This window comes from Corynebacterium kozikiae, assembly GCF_024580965.1.
GTDB classification, from domain to species: domain Bacteria; phylum Actinomycetota; class Actinomycetes; order Mycobacteriales; family Mycobacteriaceae; genus Corynebacterium; species Corynebacterium kozikiae.
Genome location: NZ_JANIKJ010000008.1, coordinates 80,764 through 95,197, shown reverse-complemented (window position 1 = coordinate 95,197; position 14,434 = coordinate 80,764). Strand labels below are relative to the sequence as shown.

Here is a 14,434-nt window from a genome sequence, read left to right as displayed (position 1 = left end):
CTCACCCGTTCGCCACTCGAGTACCCAAAGCAAGCTTTAGGCCTTTCCGTTCGACTTGCATGTGTTAAGCACGCCGCCAGCGTTCGTCCTGAGCCAGGATCAAACTCTCCACAAAAAACAAGAAAAAAATCATTCCTTGCTTCAACATTGCTGGAAAGCCCAACAACTGGCAAAAAATAAAACAATGCGTGTGAGGCTCCGACGAGGAACAACCCCACACACAAAAACAGTTTCAAGCTATAAGTATTTTCACAAGCAAGCCACACTTGCCCGGCCAACACCACAACACAAAACCAAAAAATAAAGTACAAAAATATTTTAAGTACATTGGCACACTATTGAGTTCTCAAACAACCACCACACACCCCACACAGACCAGCATTGGCCAGTGAAAAGGCGGTAAGAAGAAACATTAACACGGCCTCGCGCTGAGCGCAAGTACTGAATCAAGATTTCTTGTTGGTTGCCGCCTCAGCATCTGCCTGAGCTTCTGCTTCTCTGCCGGTCAATAACCGGCTGCGGCGACTCGACCTAAGCTACACACAATCCAGCAACAACACAAACCACCAGGTAGAGAGCAAAAAAGGGAGCGGAGTAACCGCTCCCAAGGTCACTCCACTCCCAAGACCCAAGATCCAGAGCCTCGGCGCAAATGGCGGCTTCGCCCTACAGCACCTTCACGCCGGCAAAGTTTTTCTTGCCCTTGCGCAGCACGAGCCAGGCACCGTGCAGGAGGTCATCTTGGTTGGGCTCCCAGGTTTCGTCGTCGATGCGCTGGTTATTCACGTATGCGCCGCCTTCTTTCACCGTACGGCGGGCAGCGCCCTTGGAATCCGCGAGGCCCGTGGCCACCAAGAAGTCAATGATCGTCTTGGGGGCGTCGGTACCGATCTCCGCAATCTCCGTCTCAGCGAGCGCTCCGGCGAGGGTGCGTTCGTCGAGCTCTTCGAGTGCCGCGCGGCCAAACAGTGCCTGCGCGGCGAGCTCCACGGCCTTGGTTGCTTGCTCACCGTGGACAAGGTTGGTCATTTCCTGCGCGAGGCGGCGTTGTGCGGCGCGCTTGAATGGTTCCTCGGCTACGGCGACCTCGAGCTCGGCGATTTCTTCCTGGCTGAGGAAGGTAAACCAGCGGAGGTAGTCGATCACCACGGAGTCGCCAGCGTTGAGGAAGTACTGGTACCAGGAGTAAGGGCTGGTCTTTTCAGGGTCCAGCCACAGCTTCCCGCCACCGGTGGACTTGCCGAACTTTTGACCCTGAGCATCCGTCACCAGCGGAACGGTGAGTCCGTGGACCTTCTTGCCTTCCACGCGGCGCACCAAGTCCACGCCGGAGACGATGTTGCCCCATTGGTCACCGCCACCGATCTGCAGGCTGCACCCAAACTCACGGTTGAGGTGTACGTAGTCGTTGGACTGCAGGAGCATGTAAGAGAACTCCGTGTAAGAAATGCCGTCCGACTCAAGGCGGCGCTTCACGGTATCTCGGTCCAGCATGGTGTTCAGGGAGAAGTTCTTGCCTACGTCACGCAGGAACTCCACCACGGACATCTTCATTGTCCAGTCTGCGTTGTTGACCATCACCGCAGCGTTGCTGCCCTCAAAATCAACGAAGCGGCGCAATTGCCCCTTGATGGCTTCCAGGTTTTCCGCCACTTTTTCTTCGGTGAGCATCACGCGCTCGCCTACATCGCGGGGGTCGCCGATCATGCCGGTTGCGCCACCCGCGAGGGTGATCGGCTTGTGCCCTGCCTCCTGGAAGCGGCGCAGCATCACCATCGGCACCAGGTGGCCGGCGTGCAGCGAATCTCCGGTTGGGTCAAACCCGCAGTACAGGGTGATCGGTTCCGCGCAGGCCTCCCGCAGCGCCTCAACGTCCGTAGATTGATTAATCAAGCCGCGCCACTGCAGCTCATCAATGATATTCATCTGTTCCTCATCATGTTTTTCTTTGCCCATCCGATCCCCCTTCGGATCGGGCCCTCCCCCGCACAACTGTTCAGGCTATTGCGCTGGCCAAGTGATGGCTTCATTAGCAAGCATCACCGGGATACCGTCCTTGATTGGGTATGCAATCCCCAAGCGCTCGTTGACCAGCACGGCTTCTTCCTCCAGATATCGCAACTTGCCCTTGTCCTGCGGGCAGACGAGGATCTCCAAAAGCTTCGGGTCAACAGGCTTGGTTGCACTCATAGCTGATCAGTCTAGCGCACCGGTGCGACATTGCTTTCCGACGCCGCCAAGGCCCCCTCCCCTCACCGCTCGCACGCGGCGCAAAGAAAAAGGGGCGCCGGAATGGCACCCCTCCAATGTCCTTGAGGAACTTAGGGCAGCACGGGCACTGTTGCCCAGGCCCGCATGCGGGCGTTGGCTGCGTCGAGACGCTCCCGCTGCTCATCTACACGCACCTGGGCGGTGCCGCCGCGGGTAACGCGGGATGCCACCGCACCTTCTACGGTAAGGACTTCACGGACACCGGCAGTCAAGCGTGGATCAACGCTGGCGAATTCCTCATCGGTGAGTTCGTCGAGGCCAACCCCGCGGGCTTCGGCGATGCGCACGCAGGCGCCGGAGGCCTCGTGTGCTTCACGGAACGGCACGCCCTCGCGGACCATCCACTCAGCGAGGTCAGTTGCCAGGGTGTACCCGGCGGGTGCGAGCTCTCGCATGCGCTCAGGGTGAAAGGTCAGGGTTGCCACGAGGCCGGTCATGGCCGGCAGCAGCAGGTTGAGCTGGGCCACGGAATCCACGATTGGCTCTTTGTCTTCCTGCAGGTCACGGTTGTAGGCCAGTGGCATTGCCTTGAGGGTAGCCATTAGGCCGGCGAGGTTGCCGATTAGGCGGCCAGTCTTGCCCCTGGTGAGCTCGGCAACGTCGGGGTTTTTCTTCTGAGGCATGATGGAAGAACCGGTGGACCAGGAATCGTGGAGCGTCACATAACCAAACTCCGGGGTGCACCACGCGATGATTTCCTCAGCCAGCCGGGACATATCCACTGCGATTTGCGCGAGCACAAAGGCGGTTTCAGAGGCGAAGTCTCGGGAAGAAGTGGCGTCCAGAGAGTTGTCTGCAGCGTCGGCAAAGCCGAGTTCAGCAGCAATTGCCTCAGGGTCCAGGCGCAACGAGGAACCCGCAAGCGCACCCGAGCCGTATGGGGAAATAGCCAGGCGCTTGTCCAAATCCTGGATGCGCTCAAGGTCGCGCAGTAGTGGCTGGGCGTGGGCCAGGAGGCTGTGTGCCAACAGCACGGGCTGTGCCGCCTGGAAGTGGGTCTTACCTGGCATGATCACACCGGGCGCCTTTGCGGCTTGAGTGCTCAGGGCTTCAATGAGGTCGCTGACCTGCACGGCGATGTCTCGCACGGCGTCTCGCACCCACATACGGAACAGCGTTGCCACCTGGTCGTTGCGGGAGCGGCCAGCACGCAAACGCCCACCGACCTCCGAACCCACAATCTCAATGAGTCCTCGCTCCATTGCACCGTGCACGTCTTCGTCGGTAGGCAGCGGGCGGAACTCGCCCGAGGCAACCTTCGCGCCTAGTGTATCCAGGCCTGCGAGCATGGTGTTGAGGTCTGCGTCGGTGAGCAAACCCGCCTTGTGCAGCACCTTCGCGTGTGCCTTTGAGGCCAACACATCATAAGGGGCAAGAACCCAGTCAAAGTGAGTGGACACACTGAGTGCGAACATGGCTTCACTTGGCCCGCCGGCAAAGCGGCCGCCCCAAAGTGCGCCTTCGTTCGTTCCGTGCTTTTGCATTCTTGCTGCCCCTTCAAAGATGAGTGTTGCGGTGGTCAGGTGTGGGTTGGGCTACTTCGCTTTTACTGCGCTTTTACTGCGCTTTTACTGCACCTATTTACTGTGCCTCGCGGTCGCGTCGGTTCGCGATCTTGGAGGACAGACCGTGCAGCTCCACGAAGCCCTTGGCCAGGGTCTGGTCGAAGGTGTCGCCGGTGTCATAGGTTGCCAGGTTGAAGTCGTAGAGGGAGTGGTTGGAGCGGCGGCCGTTGACCACGCATGCGCCTGCGTGCATCACCATGCGGATATCGCCGGTGACGTGCTCCTGGGTGGACTCAATGAAGGCGTCAAGGGAACGCTTGAGTGGGCCGTACCAGAGGCCGTCGTAGACCTCCTCGGACCAGCGGGCGTCGATGAGGCGCTTGTAGCGAGCGAGTTCGCGCTCAACGGTCACGTCCTCCAGCGCCTGGTGGGCGGTGATCAGGGCGATGGCACCTGGGGCTTCGTAGACCTCGCGGGACTTGATGCCCACAAGGCGGTCCTCCACCATGTCGAGGCGGCCGATGCCCTGTGCGCCGGCGCGGCGGTTGAGCTCCTCGATGGCCTCCAGCACGGTGACCTTGCGGCCGTCAATTGCCACTGGCACGCCAGATTCGAAGGAAACAATTACTTCATCAGGGGCGTTACCCAGCGCTGGGTCCTCGGTGTAGGCGTAGAGATCCTTGGTTGGTGGGTTCCACAGATCCTCCAGGAAGCCGGTTTCCACGGCGCGGCCCCACACGTTTTGGTCGATGGAGAACGGGGAGGATTTGGACTGCTCGATTGGCAGGTTGATCTCTTCCGCAAAGGCAATTGCCTTGTCACGGGTCCAGGCGTAGTCACGCGCCGGTGCGATGATTTCCAGCTCTGGGGCCAGGGCCCGGAAGCCCACCTCAAAACGGACCTGGTCATTTCCCTTGCCGGTGCAGCCGTGGGAAACGTGGGTGCCACCGTGCTCCTTTGCCGCCTCAACGAGGTGCTTCACAATCAGTGGGCGGGAGATTGCAGAAAGCAGTGGGTACTGCTTCATGTACATGCCGTTTGCCTTGATGGTTGGCAGGCAGTATTCGTTTGCAAACTCATCCTTGGCATCGATCACGATGGATTCCACCGCACCACAGTCAAGGGCACGCTGGCGAACGGACTCCATGTCCTCCCCGCCTTGGCCGAGGTCCAGGGAAACGGCAACAACCTCGCCGCCAGTCATCTTTGCCAGGTATGGGATGGCCACGGAGGTATCCAGGCCGCCGGAGTACGCAAGAACCACGCGGTTCGACATAAGAAAAGCTCCTTGAATGAGGAAAAGTGTTCTGAATTATTGAGTTACGTTACTGAAATTGGTCCGCCGCTCACCGCTGTGTGCAGCATCTTTTCGGTGTATAAGGCACCGCTTGTTCCAAAAGGATTGCCGAAGAAGAATAGTACACGCCCTGCTGGACATCACTCCCATTGCCCATGCAATTGGTCTTGGGGCGCGCGCCAGTTGGAGGCAGTCAGGGAAGTTCGGAAATCGGGTACCGACGCCACCACCTGGCCATCCCTCGGAGGAACACTGCCCTGCCCTATTGATCGCGGGACTGGAACAGTTCCACCAGCTCGGCGCCGGTGAGCGGATCGCGGGCGAGAACGAACACGGTGTCATCGCCCGCGATAGTACCCACCACCTGCTCCATTCCCACCCGGTCAATGAAGGAGGCGAGAAACTGCGCCGCACCTGGTGGAGTGCGCAGCACCGCGATGTTGCCGGAGTGGTCTGCGGAGACCAAGAGGTCGTCGAGCATCCTGCGCAGTTTGGCCTTGACCGCGAGTGCGCCAGGCATTACCGCCTCCTCGGTCGCACCCACCACGTAGTAGGCACGGCCTTGCTCGTTGCGGACTTTCCTCGCGCCGAGTTCATCCAAGTCCCTGGACAGGGTGCCTTGGGTGATGTCCACTCCATGCTTGGACAGCAGCTCCGAAAGCTGCATTTGGCTGCTCACCGTGTGCTCTTCAAGCAGGTCCAAAATGAGTGCTTGGCGCACTGTTCGCGTAATTGGATTTGCTGCCACGTTTCGTTCCCTCTCAACCGTCTCGAGCTTGATTGAAACTCACCCCTGCGCGGGTTACACCTGTTCCTGGCTTGGCTGGTTCTGCATAAGCCACACCATCAGCGCGTTTTGGGCGTGAAGGCGGTTTTCGGCCTCATCGAACACCACGGACTGTGGGCCGTCGATCACCGAAGCCGTCACCTCGTTGCCCCGGTATGCAGGCAGGCAGTGCAGGAAGATTGCCCCTTGATTGGCGCGAGCCATCACCGCATCATCCACCTGATACGGCAGGAATGGGGTCCGGCGGTCGAGGCCATCGCCTTCCATTCCCATGGACACCCAAGTGTCAGTAATCACCACATCTACGCCATCAACGGCGTCCAGGGAGTCACTTACCGTGATGGTTGCGCCGGTTTGCTCAGCGCGCTGTTGTGCGCGCTCCACCCATTCCTGCTTTGGTTGGAAGTCCTTTGGCGCCACGATGGCAATATCCATACCTGCGGTGGCCATGCCCAACAGGTAGCTGTTGGCCATGTTGTTGTCACCGTCGCCAAGGTAGGCCGCACGCAGCCCCTTCAAACCCGCAGGGCCCTGCTGCGGGCAAAGGTGCTCCACGATAGTCTGCAGGTCAGCCAGGATCTGGCAGGGGTGGAGGCTGTCGGACAGCGCATTCACAATTGGCACCGTTGCGCCCTCAGCAAGCTCCTCAAAGTTGCTGTGGGCAAAGGTCCGCCACACGATCATGGAGACAAAGCGGGAAAGCACCGCGCCGGTGTCTTGAAACGTCTCCCCCTTGCCCATTTGGGAATCACTGGTGGTCACCACGATTGCGTTTCCGCCAAGCTTGGCAACGCCTGCATCAAAGGAGAAGCGCGTGCGGGTGGAAGTCTTGTCAAAAAGTACTGCCACGGATTGCGGCCCCTCAAACACGCGGTGGGCGTATGGGTCGGCCTTCAGCGCGAGCGCCAGCTCCAGGACTTCCTGCTGCTCTTGTGGCGTGAGGTTGTCATCCTCCAGGAAGTGGCGCACACCGTTGATAACGCCGCGTTCGCGGCCTAAGGTGCGGTTGCCGGGAGCTGCTGTGTCGTGTGCGTTTGCCATAGGTTTGCTCTTCTTTCTTTTCCTTGGGCCGGTACGGGCCTTGGGTCTTGGGGCTTGGGCTCGTCGTTAAGCTTTTTCTACCTGCGTAAGCACGTTGGCGATGCGCTGGACCGCATCCTCCAGCTCCACGTCGGTGATCACCAGCGGTGGGGTGAGGCGAAGCACCTGCTCGCTCGGGGCGTTGAGGATCAACCCGTTTTCGAGCGCGGTGCCCACCGCCTGCTTGGCCACGGGATTGTGCAGTACCACGCCGAGCATCAAGCCGCGGCCGCGAACTTGCTGCACCTCGGGAAGGACCTCGAGCGCCTCCCGCAGCTTCTCGCCTTTGCGCTGAACTTCGGCGAGGAACTCAGGCGTCAGTTCCTCCAGCACCACACCGGCCGCCGCGCAGGCCACTGGATTGCCGCCAAAGGTTGTGCCGTGCTTGCCGGGGCTAAATAGCGTGGCCGCTTTGCCGTGGGCCAGCACCGCACCGATCGGCAGACCAGCACCGAGGCCCTTCGCCATAGAAATGATGTCCGGAACTACCCCGGTCGCGTGCTCGAAAGCCCAAAATTGGCCGGTGCGCCCGATGCCGGTCTGGACTTCATCAACGGCGAGGAGGATGCCGTGCGCGTCGCAGAGCTCGCGCAAGCCTTCAAGGAATCCCTCCGGTGCGGGGATCACGCCGGTCTCGCCCTGGATCGGTTCCAGGATGATGGCGGCGGTGTCCGACGGATCGTGCTCCACCAATTTCCGTACATAGTCCAGGTCCCCGTATGGGAAAAACTCCACACCCTGTGGCAGTGGCGCGAACGGTGCCTGCTTGTCCGGTTGGCCAGTCATTGCCAGCGCACCCATGGTGCGGCCGTGGAAACCGTGGGTGGCTGCCAGGATCCTTGAGCGGCCAGTCAGGCGCGCAAGCTTCAACACGGCCTCGTTGGCCTCGGTGCCGGAGTTACAGAAGAACAAGCGGGTGCTTTCGGCGTTCTCTTCTCCGGCAACCCTGGCGAACTGGTCTTTCAGCTTGGCCGCAACGTTCAGCACCGGCTGTGTGGCAAACAAATTGGAACTGTGCGCCAATGTTGCCACCTGCTCACTCACAGCGGCAACTACCTTAGGGTGGCCGTAGCCAAGCGAGTTCACGGCGATGCCCGCGAGCATGTCAATGTAAGTCTTGCCGTCTACGTCCACCAAGGTGGAGCCGTTGCCGCTGGCCAGGGCCACCTGTGGGGTGCCGTAGTTGTCCATCAGCGTGGACTGCCAGGCCTGCTGGGCGTGTTCGGTGTTTGTCATGGGTGGTCCTTTTGCGGTGAGTTTTTGGTCAGACTGAGCAGTTGCTGTAGTTGGAGTATTTGGTCTTAGCGCGGGACGGCCGCCCGATACACAGTTGATTCGTGTTCGGTTTCTTCCTGAACGTCCTGTACATCGGGCACCACCATGGTGCCAATGCCGCCTTCGGTAAGCAGTTCCAACAGCACACTGTGGGCAAAGCGGCCGTCGATAACGTGCGCCGCCTGAACCCCCGCTTGCACCGCATTGAGGCAGCTTTCCATTTTAGGGATCATGCCGGAGTCTAACTGCGGCAGGAGGGAAGCCAATTTTCCTACCTTGATCTTTGACACCAAGGAATCGCGGTTTGGCCAGTCGGTGTACAGGCCTTCCACGTTGGTGAGGATCAACAGACGCTCTGCGCCGAGGGCGGCGGCGAGGGCGCCGGCTGCCGTATCGGCATTGATGTTGAACACCTCACCGTCCTCGCCTGGGGCGATGGTGGACACCACGGGAATCCTGCCGGCTTCAATGATGTCCATGAGGGCGGAAGCGTCCACATGGGTGATGTTGCCAACCTGGCCGATGTCCGTGAGCTGGCCGTCGATCTCAATCAGGCGCTTCTCCGCGTGGAACAGCCCGGCGTCCTCGCCGGAGGTACCCACCGCCAGCGGCCCGTAGGAGTTGATCAGACCAACAAGGTCGCGGCCAACCTGCCCAAACAGGACCATCCGCACCACGTCCATCACCTCTGGAGTAGTCACGCGGAAGCCGCCCTTGAACTCACCTTTCATGCCGAGGCGGTCCAGCATCTCATTGATTTGTGGGCCACCGCCGTGGACCACCACGGGCTTCACGCCAACGGTGCGCAGGAACACCATGTCCGCCGCGAATGCTCGCTTAAGGTCCTCATCCACCATGGCGTTTCCGCCGTACTTCACCACCACGATCTTGTCGCGGAAGTGTTGCAGCCAGGGCAAGGCCTCAGCGAGGACGTGCGCCCGATCCTGGGCGGTGAGCTGGTCAATGGCTTCAAAATTCACGGCAGGAGGCCCTTTCTTTATGGCTCGCAACGGCAGTGTGTGACAGAGAGCCCGGTGGGTTTGGTGGTGTGCGTTGTGATAGCAGTTCAACTACTAGCTGGAGTATGCAGAATTGATTTCCACATAGGCGTGGGACAGGTCGGTAGTGCGCACGAAGGCTTCACCTTGCCCGCCGGTTCCCAGGTCCACGCGCACATCGATGTCTGCTCCACTGAGGTCTACGTCGCGAGCGCCCGGCGCACCAGTGGAGCCTACGCATACCGGCTGGTCATTGAAATACACCGAGATGTTGTCTGGGTCCATGTCTGCTTGGGCCATTCCCACTGCGGCCAGTACTCTGCCCCAGTTGGGGTCGGAGCCAAACATTGCGCACTTGAACAGATTGTCGCGCGCGAGGGTGCGTGCTGCCTCAAGCGCCTGCGCGTCGGTACTGGTGCCGGTGACCGTGACCTTGACGCGCTTGGTCACACCCTCGGCGTCGGCTTGCATTTGATCGGCGAGCGCCGCGCATACCTGCAGCACCGCGGCCTTGAACTCCTCAGCGTCCACACGCACGCCGGAGGCCCCGTTGGCGAGCAGCAGCACGGTGTCATTCGTGGAGGTAGACCCATCGATGTCCAGGGTGTTAAAGGTAACGGCACTGCCCTGCTCCAGGGCCTGCTGTGCAACGTCCGCGGAAACATCGGCGTCCGTGGTGAGGCACACCAGCATGGTCGCCAGTGAAGGAGCCATCATGCCCACGCCCTTGCCCATGCCGCCGATGGACCATCCTTCTCCCTGGTAGAAGGCTTCCTTCGCCACGGTGTCCGTAGTCATGATGGATTCAGCCGCCACGTGTCCCGCTTCGTCGGCGTCGCTGAGCTGTTCCACCAACGCTGGGAGTGCTTGTTGCATCTTGGGCACTGGCAGGACGTCGCCAATCAGCCCGGTGGAGCACATCGCTACGTCAAGGGCATCCACCCCAAGCAGTTCTGCAGCCTGGTCCACCAGGAGCTTTGCGTCGGCATCGCCCTGCGCACCGTTGCAGGCGTTGGCATTGCCGGAGTTGTATAGCACCGCGTGCAGCGTGCCAGATTCCAGCGCCTTCCTGCTGAGTTTTACCGGCGACGCCACCACACGATTCCTCGTGAACACACCCGCCGCCACGAACTTCGGCCCAAGATTGCGCACCAGCGCCATGTCCTTGTTGCCGGAGGGCTTAATGCCCGCGACGAGCCCCGAAGCCTCAAATCCGGCTGGGGTGGTAATTCCGCTCATGGTGTCTCCTTGAGTTGAGTGTAAAAGTGTGGCGTTGATGGTTTTAAGGGGCTTTCCGACGCGCCGACGCGCCGTTTCCAGCAAGAGACAAGTGCGCCGCGCTGGAGCAGGTACTTAGGGGGCTACGGCGTTTCGCGGCAGACCTGCGGTTTCTTGGAGGCCGAGCGCAAGGTTCATGCACTGCACGGCGGCCCCGGCGGTGCCTTTGCAGAGGTTGTCGATTGCCGTGGTGACCAAGAGCTTTCCGGCGGTCTCATCCACCTCAACCTGGAGGTGGCACATGTTGGACCCCACCACGTTCTGCGTTTGGGGCTGCTGGCCTTCGGGCAGGATCCGCACGAATGCTTCCCCGGCGTAATACTCCGCATACGCTTGGCGAACATCCTTCTGTGTGACGCCCTCCTGTAAGACTGCGGTGGCGGTGGTGAGGATACCGCGTGGCAGAGGCGCGAGGACCGGGGTGAAGCTCACCTTCGGTTCGAGTGCTTGCCCCTTGGCGCCATGGGCCGCTGCACCCGCGAGGTTTTGCCGAATCTCCGGGTTGTGGCGGTGCTTACCGGCCGTGTTGTAGGCCTTAATCGAACCCATGGTCTCGGAGCCCAGGAGGTCTACGTTCGCCTTCTTCCCGGCGCCGGAAACGCCGGTGATGGACACGATGTTCACGTCCTGCTCCACCAAGCCGGCCGCGAAGGCAGGTGCCATGGCCAAGGTAGCCCCGGTGGGGAAACACCCTGGAACCGCTACCCGCTTGCTGCCACGGAGTTCCTCGCGGTTTTCTGCCACCTCGGGCAAGCCATATGGCCAGTGCCCGGCGTAGGTGCCGCCGTAGTAGGTGTCCCAGTCCTGTTCGGAACGCAGACGGAAGTCAGCGGCGCAGTCGATAATCACGGAATCCTCGCCAAGTTGCGTAGCAATTTCCGCCGAGTGCCCGTGAGGCAGCGCCAGGAACACCACGTCATGGCCCGCTAGGGTTTCCTTGGAGGTTGGCTCAATCACGCACTCTGCGAGGTCGCTGAGATGGGGCATGAGCTCACCCACTGTCTTACCCGCAGTTGAGGCCCCGGTGAGCGCCCCGATCTGGATAGTGCCGTCGAGATACGCTGGATGCGCAAGCAGCAAACGCAGGATTTCCGCACCCGCATAGCCAGAAGCGCCGGCAACAGCTACGCGGATCACGCCTGATCCGGATGGGTTGCCGCTAGATTGAGTTTCACACATGGAGCAATACTAGCATTTATGCGCAGTGTTGCAAATTATTTCACCCGCTCCCCCGGACTTCCAGGAAAAACGGGAAAATTATGCAATATTGCATACATTTATTCGGTCCTGAACCCCGTGTTCGGTTGGGAGCGAACGCGGCCAGTGACCATTTGGGGACGTCGGAACCGCCCCAGACACAAACACCGGAAAAGACTCACCCCTAGCCACCCCTAGCCTTCCCGGCGTTTGTCCTTCATCGCGCTTAAGCGCGCATGCTTGCCCCGAACACTTCCTCGGCGCGCTTCGCAGCAGCCAGGCGGCCCTGGGAGCACTCTTCATCCGTCAAGGTGCGGTCCTTCGCGCGGAACACCAGGGAAAACGCCAGAGACTTCTTGCCCACGCCAAGCGACTCGGAGCGGTAGACGTCAAAGAGCTCCACGCTTTCCAGCAGTTCGCCGGCGGCTTCCGCGATCAGCGCACGCACGCTTTCTGCAGCGGTCTGCTCATCCACCACGAGCGCCAAATCCTGGTTGAGCGCAGGGAATGCGGAAAGCACCGGCGCCGGCAGGTTCTCCTCAAACGGCAAGGCCGTGAGGTCAATTTCCATAGCGCAGGTACGCGCGGGCAGGCCCAAGCGCTCAAGGACCTGCGGGTGCAGCTCGCCGGCGTGGCCCACCACCTGGCCCGCGACCTTCAGCGCAGCGCAACGGCCCGGGTGCCACGGCAGCTCCTCGGCGTTCTCCAGCTCCAGGCTCACGCCCGCCGCACGAGCCACAATCTTTGCGGACTCAATGGCGTCCGCATAGGAGTAGGCGCGCCCTTGCCCCCAAGGGCCGGCGAACTCAATGTCACCGGTGGCAACGGTTGCGGCGTGCAGCGGCTGGTACGGCAGCGACTCAAGAAGCTGCGCAACTTCGCTTTCCGACGGCCGCACGCGCACATCCAACATGGGGCTACGTCCCTCACCGCGAGCAAATGAAACCTGCTGCACACCAAAAAGGCTGAAGTCGCGCTGACCACGGGCCACGTTGCGGCCCAGAGCCTCCAGCATGGAAGGCAGCAAGGTGGTGCCCAAGATGGCGTAGTCCGCATCCAACGGGTTCTGTACCTTTACCACCGCGCGGCGTGGATCGGAGGCATCAAGGCCCCACTGCTCAAAGGTGTCGTTCTTGATGAACGGGGTTGGCAGGATCTCCGCGTAGCCGTGATGCGCAAGCGCGTGAGTAACGGCGCGACGGCGCTTCTGCGCAGCGGTAAGGCCTGCACCCACGGGTGCGGAAGGCACGATGGTTGGGATGTCCTCCAACCCCTCAAGGCGCAGCACCTCTTCCACCAGGTCTGCGGTCATGGTGATGTCATGGCGCCAGGTTGGTGGGGTGACCTCCAGCTCGTCGCCGCCCTCGGAGACCGTTACCACGCAGCCAACTTCTTCCAAACGGGAAACCACAATCTCGCGGGTGTAATCAACACCGGCAATCTCCGCTGGACGCTGCGCACGCATGGAAATACTTGCGCTTTGTGGCGTCTCGCCCACCAGGGTGCGCTCGGCCTCGATGGTCCCGCCGGCAATACGCACCAGCAACTCGCAGGCCATGTCCAACGCAACCTCAATGATCGCTGGATCAACTCCGCGCTCGAAGCGCCTGGAGGCCTCCGAGCTCAGCTTGTGGCGGCGCGAAGTACGGGCCACGGTGATCTGGTCCCAGTTCGCAGCCTCAAAGTACACGTTGGCGGTGGTGTCTGCGATTTCCGACGAACTACCGCCCATCACCGCGGCGAGGGACTGAATGCCGGAGTCATCTGCAATCACCACGTCCTCTGGGTCCAATGTGCGCTTCACATGGTCCAGCGTTTCCAGCGTCTCGCCTGCCTGAGCGCGGCGTACCACCAGGCCACCTTGGATCTTGTCCGCGTCGAAAGCGTGCATTGGCTGACCAAGCAGCAGCATGATGTAGTTGGTCACGTCGGTAGCAGGGTTCACCACGCGCTGCCCTGCCAGCATCAGCTCACGCTGCAGCCATAGTGGGGATTGCGCGCTTGGGTCGATGCCACTGACCTTGCGCAGGCCAAAGCGGCGCGCCTTGGTGTCTGCCTCCACGCGCACCTGAAGCAACTCCGCGGTGGGCGCAGGTACGCTTGCCAGATCAAAGCCCGCGATCTCGGGGTGCAGCGCCACATCCTTGAAGGAGAGGTTGAACGCGGAGGCGAGCTCGCGGGTGAGACCTCGGGCGGAGAGAGCGTAGCCGCGGTCTGGGGTGATATTGACGTCAAAGACGGTATCCGCCAGGCCGAGGATTTCACGGGCGTCCGTGCCCGGCTCGGCGAGGTTGGCTTCCAGGGTGATGATGCCGTCGGACTTGTCTGCCAGGCCCAGCTCAGCCGCCGAACAGATCATGCCCGCGGACATGCGGCCGTAGGTCTCGCGCGCGGCGATGGCGAAATTGCCAGGCAGCACGGCGCCAGGAAGGGACACCACAACGAGGTCGCCCTCAGCGAAGTTGCGAGCGCCACATACGATGGACTGCAGCTCACCCGTGCCGTTTGCTTGGCCAACGTTCACCATGCAGTGGCGAATCGGCTTTTTGAACCCGGTGAGTTCCTCGATGGTTTCCACGCGGCCAACCACCAATGGGCCTGTGGTCTCTGGGATGGACTCGTATCCTTCCGTTTCAAATCCAACGCGCACGTAGCCCGCATCGAGCTCGGCTGGGGTGACGGACCACCCTGGGTTTGCGGCGCCGAGCAAAGAGGTGACCCAGTTTTGCGTGATAAGCATGGGAAA

The 14,434-nt window shown here is 61.0% G+C and carries 11 protein-coding genes and 1 rRNA gene; all 12 read right to left on the bottom strand.

Features of this window, described 5'->3' with window-relative positions:
* A 16S ribosomal RNA gene (locus NQ018_RS06845) occupies positions 1 to 115 on the bottom strand; the annotation flags it as partial.
* Between the two features lie 551 nt (positions 116 to 666).
* Positions 667 to 1,926, bottom strand: coding sequence for a tyrosine--tRNA ligase (gene tyrS / locus NQ018_RS06840; protein ID WP_257059852.1), 1,260 nt, complete (start codon positions 1,924 to 1,926; stop codon positions 667 to 669).
* Between the two features lie 75 nt (positions 1,927 to 2,001).
* On the bottom strand, positions 2,002 to 2,190 hold the full coding sequence (locus tag NQ018_RS06835; protein WP_257038329.1) for a Trm112 family protein: 189 nt from the start codon (positions 2,188 to 2,190) through the stop codon (positions 2,002 to 2,004).
* A 131-nt stretch (positions 2,191 to 2,321) separates the two neighbouring features.
* Positions 2,322 to 3,755 carry an argininosuccinate lyase gene (argH, locus tag NQ018_RS06830; RefSeq protein WP_257059850.1) on the bottom strand — a complete coding sequence of 478 codons (1,434 nt, stop codon included), beginning with the start codon at positions 3,753 to 3,755 and terminating at the stop codon, positions 2,322 to 2,324.
* A gap of 97 nt (positions 3,756 to 3,852) precedes the next feature.
* Positions 3,853 to 5,052, bottom strand: coding sequence for an argininosuccinate synthase (locus NQ018_RS06825; protein ID WP_257059848.1), 1,200 nt, complete (start codon positions 5,050 to 5,052; stop codon positions 3,853 to 3,855).
* 283 nt (positions 5,053 to 5,335) lie between these two features.
* The gene (locus tag NQ018_RS06820) at positions 5,336 to 5,821 is read right to left on the bottom strand and encodes an arginine repressor (RefSeq protein ID WP_257059846.1); all 486 of its coding nucleotides are present in this window, start codon (positions 5,819 to 5,821) and stop codon (positions 5,336 to 5,338) included.
* Between the two features lie 54 nt (positions 5,822 to 5,875).
* Complete coding sequence (argF, locus tag NQ018_RS06815; RefSeq protein WP_257059845.1) at positions 5,876 to 6,901, bottom strand: ornithine carbamoyltransferase; 1,026 nt, start codon at positions 6,899 to 6,901, stop codon at positions 5,876 to 5,878.
* Positions 6,902 to 6,967: 66 nt separating this feature from the next.
* Positions 6,968 to 8,176 carry an acetylornithine transaminase gene (locus tag NQ018_RS06810; RefSeq protein ID WP_257059843.1) on the bottom strand — a complete coding sequence of 403 codons (1,209 nt, stop codon included), beginning with the start codon at positions 8,174 to 8,176 and terminating at the stop codon, positions 6,968 to 6,970.
* Between the two features lie 65 nt (positions 8,177 to 8,241).
* A complete protein-coding gene (gene argB, locus NQ018_RS06805) occupies positions 8,242 to 9,195 on the bottom strand; it encodes an acetylglutamate kinase (RefSeq protein ID WP_257038322.1) in 954 nt (317 codons plus the stop codon).
* A gap of 93 nt (positions 9,196 to 9,288) precedes the next feature.
* Positions 9,289 to 10,452, bottom strand: coding sequence for a bifunctional glutamate N-acetyltransferase/amino-acid acetyltransferase ArgJ (argJ, locus tag NQ018_RS06800; protein ID WP_257059840.1), 1,164 nt, complete (start codon positions 10,450 to 10,452; stop codon positions 9,289 to 9,291).
* Between the two features lie 114 nt (positions 10,453 to 10,566).
* Positions 10,567 to 11,670 (bottom strand): N-acetyl-gamma-glutamyl-phosphate reductase, encoded by a 1,104-nt coding sequence (argC, locus tag NQ018_RS06795; RefSeq protein WP_257059837.1) that lies wholly within the window; start codon positions 11,668 to 11,670, stop codon positions 10,567 to 10,569.
* A gap of 244 nt (positions 11,671 to 11,914) precedes the next feature.
* Positions 11,915 to 14,428: a phenylalanine--tRNA ligase subunit beta gene (gene pheT / locus NQ018_RS06790; protein ID WP_257059834.1), complete on the bottom strand. Its 2,514-nt coding sequence runs from the start codon at positions 14,426 to 14,428 to the stop codon at positions 11,915 to 11,917.
* Positions 14,429 to 14,434 lie beyond the last annotated feature (6 nt).

What these genes read in the sequence shown, in the direction of transcription:
- NQ018_RS06825 (WP_257059848.1), bottom strand. Translation starts at nt 5,052, where the DNA reads ATGTCGAACCGCGTGGTTCTTGCGTACTCCGGCGGCCTGGATACCTCC.
- pheT (WP_257059834.1), bottom strand. Translation starts at nt 14,428, where the DNA reads ATGCTTATCACGCAAAACTGGGTCACCTCTTTGCTCGGCGCCGCAAAC.
- NQ018_RS06835 (WP_257038329.1), bottom strand. Translation starts at nt 2,190, where the DNA reads ATGAGTGCAACCAAGCCTGTTGACCCGAAGCTTTTGGAGATCCTCGTC.
- argF (WP_257059845.1), bottom strand. Translation starts at nt 6,901, where the DNA reads ATGGCAAACGCACACGACACAGCAGCTCCCGGCAACCGCACCTTAGGC.
- argH (WP_257059850.1), bottom strand. Translation starts at nt 3,755, where the DNA reads ATGCAAAAGCACGGAACGAACGAAGGCGCACTTTGGGGCGGCCGCTTT.
- argJ (WP_257059840.1), bottom strand. Translation starts at nt 10,452, where the DNA reads ATGAGCGGAATTACCACCCCAGCCGGATTTGAGGCTTCGGGGCTCGTC.
- tyrS (WP_257059852.1), bottom strand. Translation starts at nt 1,926, where the DNA reads ATGAATATCATTGATGAGCTGCAGTGGCGCGGCTTGATTAATCAATCT.
- argC (WP_257059837.1), bottom strand. Translation starts at nt 11,670, where the DNA reads ATGTGTGAAACTCAATCTAGCGGCAACCCATCCGGATCAGGCGTGATC.
- NQ018_RS06810 (WP_257059843.1), bottom strand. Translation starts at nt 8,176, where the DNA reads ATGACAAACACCGAACACGCCCAGCAGGCCTGGCAGTCCACGCTGATG.